Below are 14825 nucleotides of genomic sequence, written 5' to 3' on the forward strand. Positions count from 1 at the left end.
GCGATGCGCTGGGTCTGTATCCTCTTTCCGCAATTGGCGCTGGACGCCGCGCTGCGCCAGCGCCCCGATCCCGACGAGCCCCTGGCGCTGCTGACCGGTCCGGCCCAGCGTCGGGTGTTGCAAGCGGTCAATGAACCGGCCCGCGCCCTGGGCTTGCGGCCCGGGCAGACCATGACCGCCGCCCAGGCCCTGAGCAAAGGGTTTGCCACGGCCGAGTACGACGCGGCGCAGATCGAGCACTGGCAACAATTTCTAGCCGCCTGGGCCTACCGCTTCAGTTCCCAGGTCAGCGTGCACTACCCGCGCACGGTGGTGTTCGAAATCGAATCGAGCCTGGGGCTGTTCGGGCCCTGGCCGGTGTTCGAGGCACGCTTGCGGGACGAACTGACGGAACTGGGCTTTCGCCATCGCATCGTCGCCGCTCCCAACCCGGTGGCGGCGCGTGTACTGGCCAATGCTTATGATGCCCTGGTGGTGCCCGATGGCGAGACCCTGCAAGCGTACCTGGGGCACATGCCCGTGGACCGCATCGGCCTGGCGCCCGACGTCGCCACGGCGTTGTCGCGCATGGGGCTGCGCCGCCTGGATCAGGTCCAGGCCTTGCCCCGGCACACCCTGGCGCGGCGCTTCGAGGCCGACGTGCTCAAGCACTTCGACGCGCTGACGGGCAGTCGCACCCTGGCGCTGTCGTTCTACTTGCCTGCGGACCGTTTCGATGCGCGTATCGAGCTCAATTACGACGTGCAATCGCACCAAGCGTTGCTGTTTCCGTTGCGCCGCTTGACCGGTGATCTGTCGGCCTTTTTATGCGGGCGCGACAGCGGCGTGCAGCGCTTTGACCTGCATCTGGAGCATGCGGGTTTGCCCGACACGGTGATCAAGGTCGGCCTGCTCAGCGCCGAGCGGGACCCTTCGATGCTGTTCGAACTGGCCCGTGGCCGTCTCGAACAGGTACAGGTCGAGGCACCCGTGCGCGGTTTTCGGTTGTGCGCCGAAGACCTGCCGAGCTTCGTGCCCCAGCGCCTGGAGTTGTTCGACGAACGTCCCCAGCAGTCCTTGCCCTGGGAGCAATTGCGCGAACGACTGCGGGCGCGCCTGGGCGACGATGCCGTGCAGGGGCTGGGGTTTGGCGACGATCATCGACCCGAGTGCGCTTGGCAACTGACGCCCGAGCCGCGGCTCCAGGCCTGTCCTCTGCGCGATGAAGTCCAGCGTCCCGGCTGGTTGCTTGGCGAGCCCCAAGCGTTGCCCGAAGGCCAGGCGCGCATCCTCATGGGCCCGGAACGCATCGAGTCCGGCTGGTGGGACGGCGCCGATGTGCGCCGCGATTACTACCTGATCGAAACCCGTACCGGGCAACGCGCCTGGGCCTATCGACCGGTGGGCGAAAGCGGGCCGTTATGGCTGCAAGGCTGGTTCGCATGAGCATCGACTACGCCGAACTGCATTGTTTGTCGAACTTCAGCTTCCAGCGCGGCGCCTCCAGCGCCCTGGAGCTGTGTCGCCGTGCCAGACAGCAGGGCTATCGGGCCCTGGCGATTACCGATGAGTGCACCCTGGCCGGGATCGTCCGAGCCTGGCAGGCGGCCAAAGAGCTGGACCTGCAACTGATCGTTGGCAGCGAAATCCAGGTCGAGGATGGCCCCAAGCTGGTGCTGCTGGTGGAAAATCTCGAAGGCTATCAAGCCTTGTGCCGGTTGATTACCCGCGCCCGGCGTCGCAGCGAGAAGGGCCGTTATCGCATCGTCCGGGAAGATTTCGACGAACCCCTGCCGGGACTGTTGGCGTTGTGGGTTCCCGACGGCAAGGACCCCGAGGCGCAAGGCCGTTGGCTCCAACGGTTTTTTGCCGGGCGCCTGTGGCTGGCCGTGCAGCTGCATTGCGGACAGGACGACCGCAAGCGCCTGGCCGACTTGCTGGCGTTGGCCGCACGCCTGGATCTTCCCGCCGTCGCCACGGGCGATGCGCACATGCATGTTCGCGGTCGCCGCGCCTTGCAAGACACCATGACCGCCATCCGCCACCACGTCACCGTGGCCGACGCCGGCCAGCGCTTGCACCCTAACGGCGAACGCCATCTGCGCAGTCGCAAGGATCTGGCCGATCTCTACCCTCGCGCCTTGCTCGACGAAACCCTGGAGATCGCCCAGCGTTGCACCTTCGATCTCGATCAGTTGCGCTATGAATACCCGCGCGAGCTGGTGCCTGAGGGCCACGACCCGGCGTCCTGGCTGCGGGAGCTGGCCGAACGCGGCGTGCGCGAGCGGTGGAAGGACGGCGTGGAAGACAAGGTGCGGGTGCAGATCGACAAGGAATTGAAGTTGATCGCCGAGCTGGGTTACGACAGTTATTTCCTCACGGTCCACGATATCGTCAGATTTGCCCGCAGCCGCCATATTCTCTGCCAGGGACGCGGCTCAGCGGCCAACTCGGCGGTGTGCTACGCCCTGGGCATCACCGAAATCGACCCGAGCTGTACGGACATGCTGTTCGAGCGTTTCCTGTCCCGCGAGCGCAATGAGCCGCCGGACATCGATGTCGATTTCGAACACGAGCGCCGTGAAGAAGTCTTGCAGTACGTGTTCCAGCGTTATGGCCGTCATCGCGCGGCGTTGACCGCAGTGGTCAGCACTTACCACGGCGCCGGGGCGGTGCGCGACGTGGCCAAGGCCCTGGGCCTGCCGCCGGACCAGGTCAATGCCCTGGCCGATTGCTGCGGGCGTTGGAGTGACGAGGCACCGCCATTGGACCGCTTGCGTGAGGGCGGTTTCGACCCGGACAGCCTGGTGTTGCGCCGGGTGCTGGGCCTGACCCAGCAGTTGATCGGCTTTCCCCGGCACTTGTCCCAGCACCCCGGCGGTTTCGTGATTTCCCAGCAACCCCTGGACACCCTGGTGCCGGTGGAAAACGCCGCCATGGCCGAGCGCACCATCATCCAGTGGGACAAGGACGACCTTGATGCGGTCGGGCTGCTCAAGGTGGACATCCTGGCCTTGGGCATGCTCAGCGCGATTCGCCGATGTTTCGATTTGATCGCGCACTATCGGGGCATGCGCCATACCTTGGCGTCGCTGGCCAAGGACGATAAAGCCACGTTCGACATGATCAGCCGCGCCGACACCATCGGCGTGTTCCAGATCGAATCCCGGGCGCAGATGGCAATGTTGCCGCGGCTCAAACCCAAGGAGTATTACGACCTGGTGATCGAAGTGGCGATCGTGCGGCCGGGACCGATCCAGGGCGGCATGGTGCATCCGTATCTGCGTCGGCGGAACAAGGAGGAGGCTGTCACTTACCCGTCGCCAGAATTGGAAGAAGTATTGGGACGTACCTTGGGTGTTCCGCTATTTCAGGAGCAGGTCATGCAGATCGCCATCGTCGCCGCGGGTTACAGCCCGGGCGAAGCGGACCAGCTGCGGCGCTCCATGGCTGCCTGGAAACGCCACGGTGGGCTTGAGCCTCACAAGAAGCGGCTGGCCGACGGGATGGAGGCCAGGGGTTACAGCCTTGAATATGCCGCGCAAATCTTCGAGCAGATCAAAGGCTTCGGCAATTACGGTTTCCCTGAATCCCACGCCGCCAGTTTCGCCTTGCTGACCTACGCCAGCAGCTGGCTCAAATGCCACGAACCGGCGGCGTTCGCCTGTGCCTTGATCAACAGCTGGCCCATGGGTTTCTACAGTCCGGACCAGATCCTCCAGGATGCTCGCCGCCATCAATTGCAGATCCGTCCGGTGGACGTGCGCGCCAGCGATTGGGACTGCAGCCTCGAACCCTTGGAGGGCCGGCAACCGGCCATTCGCATGGGCCTGCGCATGATCAAGGGTTTTCGCGAGGACGATGCCAGGCGCATTGAGGTGGCTCGCGGGCAGCGGGCTTTCAGCGATGTGGCCGACCTCGGCGAGCGTGCTCGACTTGATGCCCGGGCCTTGGCGCAATTGGCTGACGCCAGTGCCTTGCGCGGTCTGGCCGGAGATCGCCACCGCGCCCGTTGGGAAATTGCCGGGGTACAAGAACAACTGGGCCTGTTCGCGGGCTTGCCCAGTCAGGAAGAGCCGCCCGTGGACCTGCCAAAACCCACCGTGGGAGAAAACCTGTTCGCCGACTACGCCACGCTGGGCACGACGTTGGGCCCCCATCCGCTGGCCTTGCTGCGTCCCGAACTGCGCGCCCGGCGCTGCCGCAGTTCGCGGGAATTGCAGGACGTTGAACATGGTCGCAACGTCAGCGTCGCCGGTCTGGTCACCGGTCGCCAGCGCCCGGGGACGGCCAGCGGCGTGACCTTCGTCACCCTGGAAGATGAATTCGGCAACCTCAACGTAGTGGTCTGGCGCGACCTCGCCGAACGCCAGCGCAAGGTCCTGGTGGGATCGCAATTGCTCAGGGTGGATGGGCGCTGGGAGAGTGTCGGTGAAGTCCGCCACCTGATCGCCGGGCGCTTGAGCGACCTGACCGGACTGCTGGCGGGCATCCATGTGCGCAGTCGCGATTTCCGCTAGCGCTGCAGCCCCGTGGCGAGGGAGCTTGCTCCCGCTCGGCGGCGCAGCCGTCGCAATACAGCTGGCGCGGTCCGTCTGAAGAATCAGGAAAACCGATTTGGGGCGGCTGCGCCCCCCAGCGGGAGCAAGCTCCCTCGCCACGGGGAGCGGCGCGCACCTGCCGCATGAAACCAATTGCCAACGTTGCGCTCGAAGCACTAGCACAAGGGACTTGTGGTATGCCGCTTCCCTGCTGTTAGTTTGAGGCGAGAGTCGTTCCATGAAGTTCTTATCCCAGAATAACGGGTGTCCCGGATGGGACGGCGAAATGGCCCGGCGCATCCGGGCGTACGATTGGAGTCGCACCGAACTGGGCGCGATCGAGCACTGGTCCGCCAGCCTGCGCAGTGCCGTCCAATTGATGTTGGCTTCGCCCTTGCCAATGGTCATGTTGTGGGGCCGCCAGGGCTTCATGATTTATAACGACGCCTATGCCGAGTTTGCGGGCGGCCGTCATCCCTATCTATTGGGCCGCGCGGTGGAGTTGGGCTGGCCGGAAGTGGCCGAGTTCAATCGCCACGTGCTGGACGTGTGCCTGGCCGGGGGCACCTTGTCCTACCGCAGCAAGGAGCTGGTGCTGCTGCGCGATGGCAAGCCCGAAGATGTCTGGATGGACCTCTATTACAGCCCGGTGCCGGACGACGATCACACACCGGCGGGCGTATTGGCCATCGTCGTGGAAACCACCGAACTGGTACTGACCGAGCGGGCCCGGCAAGAGGCTGAGCGCAGTTACCGTGCGGTCAATGAACGCATCCAACTGGCGCTCTCGGCCGGGCCGCTGCTGGGCTCGTTTGTCTGGGATATCCAGGCCGACACGCTGTCTGGCGATGAGCGTTTCGCGCGTACGTTCGACTATCCGCCGCAATGTCCGCTGGACGCATTGCCCATCGAAATCGCACGCCAGCGTATCCATCCGGATGACCTTGAAGACGTTGAGCAACGGGTCGATCTGACGGTGCGCACGGGCACACCCTACACCGCTGAGTACCGTGTGCGCCGTGGCGAGGGCGATTACCTTTGGGTACTGGCCAGCGGTCGATGCGAGTTCGATGCGTTGGGCAAGCCCCTGCGCTTTCCCGGTGTGCTGATCGATATCAACGAGCGCAAGACCGCCGAAGCCTCATTGCTCAAGTTCACCCGCGATCTGGAGCAACGCGTTGCCGCCGAGGTACAGGCGCGGTTGGCGGCTGAAGAGCAGTTGCGCCAGTCGCAGAAACTCGAGGCCATCGGTGGCCTCACTGGCGGCGTGGCCCATGACTTCAATAATCTGTTGCAGGTGATTGCCGGCAACCTGCACTTGCTGGCTCGTCACGAACCTGACAATCCCAACGTGCAGCGGCGGGTGGGGGCTTCAATCGAAGCCGTGGAGCGGGGCGCCAAGTTGTCGTCGCAACTGCTGGCTTTTGCTCGTCGCCAGCCATTGTCGCCGGCGGTCTACAACCCACGGCGCATCTATGACGGCCTGGGCGAGTTGCTGCAACGGGCCCTGGGCGAAACCATTCGGATCGAGGTCTCGTTGCCCGTTGAGCCTTGGTGTATCCATGTCGATCGCAACCAGTTGGAAAATGCCCTGTTGAACTTGGCGATCAACGCCCGCGATGCCATGGGCGGCGAAGGCTTCATCAGCATGATCGGCGATAACATCGTGTTGGATGAATCGTCCTGCGTTGGCAAGGGCGTCGCTGCCGGCGATTACGTACGACTGTCGGTGATCGACAGCGGCGCAGGCATGGCGCCGGAAGTCCTGAACCAAGTGTTCGAGCCATTCTTTACCACCAAGACCGACGGCCAGGGCACAGGGCTCGGATTGAGCATGGTCTTCGGGTTCGTCAAGCAGAGCGGCGGGCATATCGAAATTTCCAGCCGCCCGGGGGAAGGTACCCAAGTGCACATGTACTTCCCGCGCAGCCACCAGCCTGAAGCCTCGGATCCGGCGCACCAGCGCACGCTCGCCTGCGGCGGACAGGAAACGATCCTGGTGGTGGAAGACAACGATGAAGTACGCAGCGCCTCGGTGGACATGCTCGAACTGTCCGGTTACCGGACCTTGACCGCCACCAACGGCGACGAGGCGATGAAGCTATTGCTGGAAGGCGTCGCGGTGGATCTGATTTTCACTGACGTGGTCATGCCCGGCCTGATCAAGAGTTCCGACCTGGCAGCCTGGGCCAAGGTCCAGATCCCGCCGATACCGGTGCTGTTCACGTCGGGGCACACGCGCGACATCATCTCGCGCAACCATCAATTGAGCCCCGATACTCATTTGCTGAGCAAACCTTATAACCCGGAGGCGCTGACCCGGATGGTCAGGTCAGTACTGGGTGGCTGAACGCTGCACTGCAAACAAATGGAACCCAGGCCCCTTCGCGACCTTCGAATAACCAAGGCCGGTCATTAACCGGCCCTGTCATGAGAGGTACCTATGAACGACAAGCCTGCAAACTCGCAGCAGCAAGGCCAGACGCAGACCCCGTCCCCACGCAACGACCCGGCCATCGATCCGCAGACCCAGGCCAACCCGTCGGGCGCCCAACCGGTGAGCCCACCTGGGGCGGACGAGGCCCAGAGTGCTGATAGCGAGGTCGATCAGAAACAACATCACCAGGACAATGACAACACCTTCAGTCCAGGCTTCGAGCCTGATCCTGATCGGCCTAAGTCCAACGAGAGCACTGACGCGGATATTGACACCGACGGAGGCTGATCCCGAAAAGCAACAAAAAGGCCGTCTTCAAATGAAGACGGCCTTTTTCCATGGCCTCAAACAGCTTATTTGCTGGGGTGAGCCGCCTGGAGTTTCTTGGCCTCTTCCAGGTGATGCTGCAGGGCCGGCAGCATTTTCTGGGCGAACGCCTTCAGTTCGGTATTACCGGGCTTTTTGTCGTCGGTGACGGTCTCGGCTTCTTTCTTGAACAGGGCAATGGTTTCTTCGTGGGCCATCACCTGGTTGTTGGCGTAGGCTGGATCGAAGGACTCATCACGCACATCGAGAATCTTGGCCTTGGCCTTCTTCATCAGCGTGGTGTCGTCAGGGACTTCGATGTCATGTTTTTGCGCCAGCGCCTTCAGCTCTTCATTGGCTTTGGTGTGGTCGGCAATCATCTTGTCGGCGAACGCCTTGATGTCTGCCGATTGGCTTTTTTGCAACGCCAGCTTGCTGGTTTCGATTTCCGCAATGCCGCCGGCCGCCGCGTTGTCGACGAAGTCGTTGGACGTCGCGGCCCATGCCATGCCCATGCTGGTACTCAAGGCAACTGCCAGGCCGAGTTGACGCAGGGTAAATCTGTCCATAGGTAAGTCTCCACACAGGTTGTACAAGTGTTTCTTGTGGTCACTGATCAATGGAGGGCGATACGTGGGTGAAGGTTTGATCGCAGCGCATGGCGGGACGACGAACGGTCACCGCTGGTCTGATTGGCGGTCGACAGAACCCGACCGGCAAGGCCATGCTGAGGACTGGCAGTGCACTGAAAAGCGCTTGCCACCGAACTCATGAAGGAGGTGCTCCATGCCGGTGTCCCATGATCTTTGTCAGGATCTCAAATGCACAAAAGACCATATCCAGCAAAAGCGCAGCAAGGACCCGAAGCTCGACTCATTGCTTCAAAAGTATTCGCGACTTGATGCCGAGGTCGTGAATGCCGAGAAACCACCCGTCACGCTGTCCGACCCCGCTTTGGAGACACTCAAGAAAGAACGGTTATTGGTCAAGGACGAGATCGCTGCATTGATGCAGGAGTAGCCTGAACAAGATACGGGGCCCTTTGAGTTGCAAAGGGCCTTTCTGACGATAGGCGCTTCACGTGGCGAGGGAGCTTGCTCCCGCTGGGGCGCGAAGCGGCCCCTTCCAAACCCATCAACCCAAGGGATCCCAGCGCTGGGACCAATCGCTGCCCGTCTTGACGATTCCCCGCAACACCTCGAATGCCTGCTGCAACGCCGCCGAATCCCGGTCCCTGGAATACACCAGATAAGTCGGGTAGTTGAACTCCGGCGCCTTGGGCACCCGCTCCAGGATTCCACTGTCCAGGTAGCTCTGTACGACCCGCGTGCGGAAATAACCGCTGCCACCGTTTTCCAGGATGTACTGCAACGCCAGGGGGCCGAGATTGAAGGTCACGGCGGCCTTGGCCTTGTCCGGCAGTGCTGTATCGTGCTGCCGGCGGAAATCGGCGCTCCAGTCGATGTACACGTAGGGTTCGGGACGAGCGGCCAGGCGCACGAGGATGAGTTTTTCTTCCAAAAGCTGTTCGACTTGCAGCCTTGGCCAGTATTCGGGCTGATACACCACCGCTGCGTCCAGCAGCCCCAGCTCCAGTTGTTGCAACAGCTTTTCCCCGTCACGGATGTCCATGCGCAGGGCGTGGCCGGGAATTGCCTGGCGCAGCGCGCCGGCCCAGGCAAGCATCAAGGGGTTGCACAAACTGACTTCCCCGCCGAGGTGCAGAACGTTGCGATAACCCTCGGGCAACGGCAGATCGCGGCGAGCGGCCTCCCAGGTTTGTACGAGCTGATTGGCATAGACCACGAAGGCTTCGCCATCGGCGGTCAATCGTGCGCCGGCCCGGTTGCGCACGAACAACCCACAGCCGAGCTGGCTCTCAAGCTTCTGTACCCGGGCGGTAATTGCCGTCTGGGTGACGTGCAGCTTTTCAGCCGCGGCGGCGAGGCTGCCGTGGCGGACGATTTCCAGGAAGGTGCGGGCGAGGTCGATGTCCATGGTCATGCCGATGCGGGGGAAGCGGGCATTGTAAGAGCTGGCAGTTTTGTCCGATACCACCGTGATCCGCTCGCGATGCGGTGGCTCATTCAGAGGAAACAAAAATCCCGCCACAAGGGCGGGATCTGGCTAGAGCGGTGGCGCGAGCCGATCTCAGGAAGGGAACAGCTCGGCCAGTTTCATCGACAACATCATGTCGCCTTCAACGCGCAGCTTGCCGCCCATGAAGGCTTGCATGCCGTCGGTTTCGCCGCTGACGATGCCCTTGAGGGTTTCGCTGTCCATGATCAGTGTGCAATTGGCGTCGGCATGTTCGCCTTCCTGCAATTCGCAGGTGCCGTCCTTGACGATCAGGGCGTATTGCTTGTCTTCGTCAGTGATGTTGAAACCAAACACCAGGTCCAGGCCGGCAGCGGCGGCTGGGTTGAACTTGGCTTTCATGGCTTGTACGGCGTCGGCTACGGAGGTCATGGTTTCGGTCCTTATTTGAGTGGTACGGCAAGGGTCTGCAGGTAATCCGGCCTCAGCGGAAGGTGATGAGGTCCGGGGTCTTCAGCAGTTGCAGGTGGGCATGACTGTTGAAGGAAGCCAGGGCTACCTCGCGGCCCCTGAATTTCAGGTGGTTGAGCGAGGTGTTGACGATCTGCCAGTTCAGTTCAAAGGCCTGCCGGGCAGGCATCTGGGTAATCAGGTGGAGCAGGGCGGTGATGGTCCCGCCGGAGGTGAACACGGCGATCTTGTCGGTCTTGTCGGCCTTTTCGAGGATGCGCTGCAGGCCGGTCTGGACGCGCTCGACGAAACCCAGCCAGCTTTCCAGCCCCGGCGGGTCGTATTGGCCACCAAGCCAGCGCTCGACGATCAAGGCGAAGATACGCTGGAATTCGGCGCGGTTCTGCGCAGCGTTACGCAGGATGTAAAGGGCTTCGGGCTCTTGGGGCAGCATCTCCGGCAGCAGGGCGCGGATCACTGCGTCGGCATCGAATTCATTGAACGCGGCGTCAATTTCCACTTCGGGAACCGGCAGCCCGGCGGCGGCCATCTGGCCTAGCGCGCCGATGGCGGTGTCCTGCTGGCGACGCAGGTCGCCCGAGAGGCAGCGATCGAACACGACACCGAGCTCCGCCAGGTAGCTGCCCAGCACTTGGGCCTGGCGTATGCCGTTGGGCGAAAGGACATCGTAGTCGTCCGCACCGAAGGAGGCCTGGCCATGTCGAATCAGATAAATGCTGCCCACGTCCGCGTCATCCCGGTACGTTGAAGGTTTGGCGAGGTTATGAGGATGGCGTTGGCCTGTCAATGAAAAAACATACGCTTGTTTGAAATGGCCGTTACAGCCTGTAGCGAGGGAGCCTGCTCCCGCTTGAGTGCTTGGCTTCACCTTGGCGGGCGCTAAGGTAACCACAGATTTCATGGCTGGCAGCAGGACAGGCGCATGGGTATGCTGGCAGCGTTACGCGCCTGCGTTCAGTGGCGCATTGCATTTAAGGAGTCGCTGTGGAGTTTTTTGTCGAATACGCCGGTTTCCTGGCCAAGACGGTGACGCTGTTGATCGCTATTCTGGTGGTCATGGCCAGTTTTGCCGCGCTGCGCAGCAAGGGGCGACGCAAGTCGGCCGGGCAGTTGCAGGTCAGCAAGCTCAACGATTTCTACAAAGGGTTGCGCGAGCGCCTGGAGCAGACGCTGCTGGACAAAGACCAGCTCAAGGCCCTGCGCAAGGCCGAAGGCAAGGCTGAAAAGGCCGGGAAGAAACAAAAAGACAAGCCGGCCGCCAAGCCTCGGGTGTTCGTGCTGGATTTCGACGGTGACATCAAGGCTTCCGCCACCGAAAGCCTGCGCCACGAAATCACCGCACTGCTGACCCTGGCGACCCCGAAGGACGAAGTGGTGCTGCGCCTTGAAAGCGGTGGCGGCATGGTTCACAGCTATGGCCTGGCCTCGTCGCAACTGGCACGGATCCGCCAGGCCGGCGTGCCGCTGACGGTGTGCATCGACAAAGTCGCGGCGAGCGGCGGCTACATGATGGCGTGCATCGGCGAGAAGATCATCAGCGCCCCCTTCGCCATCCTGGGCTCCATCGGCGTCGTCGCCCAGTTGCCCAACGTCAATCGCCTGCTGAAGAAACACGACATCGATTTCGAAGTGCTGACAGCCGGCGAATACAAGCGAACCCTGACAGTGTTTGGCGAAAACACCGAGAAGGGCCGGGAAAAATTCCAGGAAGACCTGGATATTACTCATGAGCTGTTCAAGAACTTCGTAGCCAACTATCGCCCGCAACTGGCCATCGATGAAGTGGCGACCGGTGAAGTCTGGCTGGGGGTTGCCGCACTGAGCAAGCGTCTGGTCGACGAGCTGAAAACCAGCGACGAATACCTGGCCGAACGGGCCAAGACCGCTGAGCTGTATCACCTGCACTATGCCGAACGTAAAAGCCTGCAAGAGCGTATCGGCATGGCCGCCAGCGGTTCGGTGGACCGCGTGCTGCTGAGCTGGTGGAGTCGCCTGACGCAGCAGCGGTTCTGGTAACGCGCGGTCATTGATCGGCAATAAAAAAGCCCTGATCCGGCGCACCCGGATCAGGGCTTTTTCATTTTCTCGTTATCAGCGACGACGAAACAGCGGCAACGGTTCGTCAGTGGCGGCCTGGTAAGTCACTGAAAAGTCCTTGAGGCTTTCGAGAGCTTCATAGGGGTCCTTGTCGGCCCGCAGGGCAAAGGCGTCGAAACCGCAGCGGCGCATGTAGAACAGCTGATCGCGCAGCACGTCGCCAATCGCCCGCAATTCGCCTTTGAAGCCATAACGGTCACGCAACAGGCGGGCGTTGGAGTAGCTGCGCCCATCGGTGAAGGCCGGGAAGTTCAAGGCAATGACCTGCAACTGATTGGCGTCATCACCGATCTCCTCGGCTTCCTCGTCGGCGTCCAGCCACACGCCCAGGCCGCCGTCGCGGGCCTTGAGGGCGTGGGCATGGTCGCGCCACAGGGCCAAGGGCACGATCAAGTCATCGCAGTTGGAAATGCCATCGAAGGTCGCGTCCTTGGGCAGCAGGTGCCAGGTTTCGTCGATGACCTCGTTGTTCTTAATGATTCGCTGCATAGACGCGTTCCTTGAAGAGGTCGATGCCAATACGTTGGTAAGTGTCGATGAAACGCTCGTCCGGGGTACGTTGTTCGATGTACACGTCGATCAGCTTCTCGATCACGTCAGGCATGTCATCCTGGGCAAACGACGGGCCGAGGATCTTGCCCAGGCTGGCGTCGCGGCTACCGCTGCCGCCGAGGGAGACCTGGTAGAACTCTTCGCCTTTCTTGTCCACGCCCAGGATGCCGATGTGGCCGACGTGGTGGTGGCCGCAGGCGTTCATGCAACCGGAAATGTTCAGGTCCAGCTCGCCGATGTCGAACAGATAATCGAGGTCGTCGAAGCGGCGCTGGATCGATTCGGCGATCGGGATCGACTTGGCGTTTGCCAGGGAGCAGAAATCACCGCCGGGGCAGCAGATGATGTCGGTCAGCAGGCCGATGTTCGGCGTGGCGAAACCTTGCTCGCGCAACTCGCCCCACAGGGTGAACAGCTGGCTCTGCTCGACGTCCGCGAGGATGATGTTCTGCTCGTGGGAGGTGCGCAGCTGGCCGAAGCTGTAGCGGTCGGCCAGGTCGGCGACGGCGTCCAGTTGTTTGTCGGTGATGTCGCCCGGCGCGACGCCGGTGGGCTTCAGGGACAGGGTCACTGCAACGTAGCCCGGCTTCTTGTGAGCCAGGGTGTTGCGGGTACGCCAGCGGGCGAAGCCGGGATGTTCCTTGTCAAGGGCAGCCAGTTCGGCGTCCCCGTTGTCCAAAGCCTTGTATTGCGGGTCGACGAAATGCTTGGCTACGCGTTGCACTTCGGCTTCGGTCAGGGTGGTCTGGCCGCCGCGCAGGTGAGCCATCTCGGCTTCGACCTTCTCGGCGAACACTTCAGGCGTCAGGGCCTTGACCAGGATCTTGATCCGCGCCTTGTACTTGTTGTCGCGACGACCGTAGCGGTTGTACACGCGCAGGATGGCGTCGAGGTAGCTCAGCAGGTCTTGCCACGGCAGGAACTCGTTGATGAACGCACCGACCACCGGCGTACGGCCGAGGCCGCCGCCCACCAGCACCCGGAAGCCCAGCTCGCCTGCGGCGTTGTAGACCGTTTCCAGGCCGATGTCATGCACTTCAATAGCGGCGCGGTCCGAGCTCGAGCCGTTGATGGCGATCTTGAACTTGCGCGGCAGGTAGGCGAATTCCGGGTGGAACGTGGTCCATTGACGGACGATTTCGCACCATGGGCGCGGGTCGATCACCTCGTCGGCCGCAACTCCGGCAAACTGGTCGGTGGTGACGTTGCGCAGGCAGTTGCCGCTGGTCTGGATCGCATGCATCTGCACGGTGGCCAGTTCCGCGAGAATTTCCGGCACGTCTTCCAGGGCTGGCCAGTTGTACTGGACGTTCTGCCGGGTACTGATGTGGGCGTAGCCCTTGTCATAGTCGCGGGCAATCTGCGCCAGCTTGCGCACCTGGCGCGAAGTCAGCTGACCATAAGGCACCGCCACGCGCAGCATCGGGGCGAAGCGCTGGATATACAGGCCATTCTGCAAGCGCAGAGGGCGGAATTCTTCTTCGCTCAGCTCGCCTGCCAGATAGCGTCGGGTCTGATCCCGGAACTGCTTGACGCGGTCCTCGATGATCCGCTGATCGTACTCGTCATATACGTACATATAAGTCTCGTTCTCAGGCTTGGGCCGATCAGAAACAGCTGCAGGTTGGCTCGCTGAAATCGGGTTCTGCCTCGGCAATTCTGCGCGCACGGCCGCGCACTCCTAAAGGAGCCGGTGCAAGATACCTGTTTTGAGTTATGCGCAAAAGTGATGTTTGAGTATATGTAAAGAACCAAATCGACTAATGAGATCGATTATTGCCTAACCCACATTTGTCGTACGGGCAATCATCGTCTTAACTGTGGTCGAGTCCCTATGCAATCACCTACAAAACCGACAAGAGGCGATGCAATGAGCAATCCGACCAAAGCAAGGAAAAGCGACAGTACCGTTGATGCCTGGGCCATTTTGTTCCTGATTATCCTGGTGGTGGGCACGGCGGTGTTCTGGGTCAGTCACCAATAGCTTCTGTCCACACATGACTCGATAGGGGAGCGAGCAGGCTCGCTCCCCTATCGATTTGTGTTGTGCGCGAAGCGTTACAACCCCGCCAGGTGCACCACCAGCTTGACGATCCCAAACAGCGTCAAGGCGAAGATCACCGTGAACGCGATCCCCAATATCACGAAGTGACTCGGTTTGCCGTGGGTGAAATCCCGGGCGCGGTTCTTGTTGCTCTGCACGCCCAAGGCCGCAGCCAACACGCTGTGCATCATCTGCAACAGCGTTGGCGGTTTGTTGTCGACTGGATCGTCCATACATCCCTCATTGAAAGTCGTCCCCGACAAAGCATAGTCAAACTGCGCATTCTTCGATGAATCTGCTCAGTCTCATTTTGCGACACAGTGTCGATCCCTCAATAACTATGTACCGCACATGCGCTTTG

The 14825-nt window shown here is 61.6% G+C and carries 13 protein-coding genes; 6 read left to right on the forward strand and 7 right to left on the reverse strand.

The window, feature by feature from the left end:
* Window positions 1-3 precede the first annotated feature (3 nt).
* The 4 genes from HU762_RS21285 to HU762_RS21300 all read left to right on the forward strand — a co-directional run bounded on the left by HU762_RS21285 (window position 4) and on the right by HU762_RS21300 (window position 7245).
* Window positions 4-1425, forward strand: coding sequence for a DNA polymerase Y family protein (locus tag HU762_RS21285; protein WP_186615210.1), 1422 nt, complete (start codon window positions 4-6; stop codon window positions 1423-1425).
* The gene (locus HU762_RS21290; protein WP_202883648.1) at window positions 1401-4499 is read left to right on the forward strand and encodes an error-prone DNA polymerase; all 3099 of its coding nucleotides are present in this window, start codon (window positions 1401-1403) and stop codon (window positions 4497-4499) included. Before HU762_RS21285 ends, HU762_RS21290 begins: the two co-directional genes overlap by 25 nt.
* A gap of 259 nt (window positions 4500-4758) precedes the next feature.
* Window positions 4759-6870, forward strand: a complete 2112-nt coding sequence (locus HU762_RS21295; protein ID WP_186640365.1) for an ATP-binding protein — start codon at window positions 4759-4761, stop codon at window positions 6868-6870.
* Between the two features lie 93 nt (window positions 6871-6963).
* A complete protein-coding gene (locus HU762_RS21300; protein ID WP_186640367.1) occupies window positions 6964-7245 on the forward strand; it encodes a hypothetical protein in 282 nt (93 codons plus the stop codon).
* Window positions 7246-7310: 65 nt separating this feature from the next.
* Here the strand turns inward: HU762_RS21300 and HU762_RS21305 are convergent, their stop codons facing one another.
* Window positions 7311-7832 carry a DUF4142 domain-containing protein gene (locus HU762_RS21305; RefSeq protein WP_186640369.1) on the reverse strand — a complete coding sequence of 174 codons (522 nt, stop codon included), beginning with the start codon at window positions 7830-7832 and terminating at the stop codon, window positions 7311-7313.
* A gap of 217 nt (window positions 7833-8049) precedes the next feature.
* On the opposite strand from HU762_RS21305, the gene HU762_RS21310 reads away from it, so the two are divergent.
* Window positions 8050-8283, forward strand: coding sequence for a DUF465 domain-containing protein (locus HU762_RS21310; protein ID WP_186640371.1), 234 nt, complete (start codon window positions 8050-8052; stop codon window positions 8281-8283).
* Window positions 8284-8397: 114 nt separating this feature from the next.
* Here HU762_RS21310 and HU762_RS21315 read toward each other — a convergent pair whose 3' ends face one another.
* From HU762_RS21315 to HU762_RS21325, 3 genes are all read right to left on the reverse strand, one after another.
* Window positions 8398-9261 (reverse strand): LysR family transcriptional regulator, encoded by an 864-nt coding sequence (locus HU762_RS21315; RefSeq protein ID WP_186640458.1) that lies wholly within the window; start codon window positions 9259-9261, stop codon window positions 8398-8400.
* A 153-nt stretch (window positions 9262-9414) separates the two neighbouring features.
* Window positions 9415-9732 carry an SCP2 sterol-binding domain-containing protein gene (locus tag HU762_RS21320; RefSeq protein ID WP_186640373.1) on the reverse strand — a complete coding sequence of 106 codons (318 nt, stop codon included), beginning with the start codon at window positions 9730-9732 and terminating at the stop codon, window positions 9415-9417.
* 52 nt (window positions 9733-9784) lie between these two features.
* On the reverse strand, window positions 9785-10495 hold the full coding sequence (locus tag HU762_RS21325; RefSeq protein WP_186640375.1) for a histidine phosphatase family protein: 711 nt from the start codon (window positions 10493-10495) through the stop codon (window positions 9785-9787).
* 260 nt (window positions 10496-10755) lie between these two features.
* On the opposite strand from HU762_RS21325, the gene sohB reads away from it, so the two are divergent.
* A complete protein-coding gene (gene sohB, locus HU762_RS21330) occupies window positions 10756-11787 on the forward strand; it encodes a protease SohB (RefSeq protein WP_186640377.1) in 1032 nt (343 codons plus the stop codon).
* Window positions 11788-11862: 75 nt separating this feature from the next.
* On the opposite strand, the gene HU762_RS21335 is transcribed toward sohB, so the two are convergent.
* The 3 genes from HU762_RS21335 to HU762_RS21345 form a co-directional block, all read right to left on the reverse strand.
* On the reverse strand, window positions 11863-12357 hold the full coding sequence (locus HU762_RS21335) for a DUF934 domain-containing protein (RefSeq protein WP_053121484.1): 495 nt from the start codon (window positions 12355-12357) through the stop codon (window positions 11863-11865).
* The gene (locus HU762_RS21340; protein ID WP_186640379.1) at window positions 12341-13999 is read right to left on the reverse strand and encodes a nitrite/sulfite reductase; all 1659 of its coding nucleotides are present in this window, start codon (window positions 13997-13999) and stop codon (window positions 12341-12343) included. The genes HU762_RS21335 and HU762_RS21340 overlap by 17 nt, the downstream gene beginning before the upstream one ends.
* A gap of 479 nt (window positions 14000-14478) precedes the next feature.
* Complete coding sequence (locus HU762_RS21345) at window positions 14479-14697, reverse strand: DUF2970 domain-containing protein (RefSeq protein WP_186640381.1); 219 nt, start codon at window positions 14695-14697, stop codon at window positions 14479-14481.
* Window positions 14698-14825: the final 128 nt, after the last annotated feature.

Source organism: Pseudomonas sp. SWRI92 (assembly GCF_014268685.1).
Lineage (GTDB): Bacteria > Pseudomonadota > Gammaproteobacteria > Pseudomonadales > Pseudomonadaceae > Aquipseudomonas > Aquipseudomonas marvdashtae.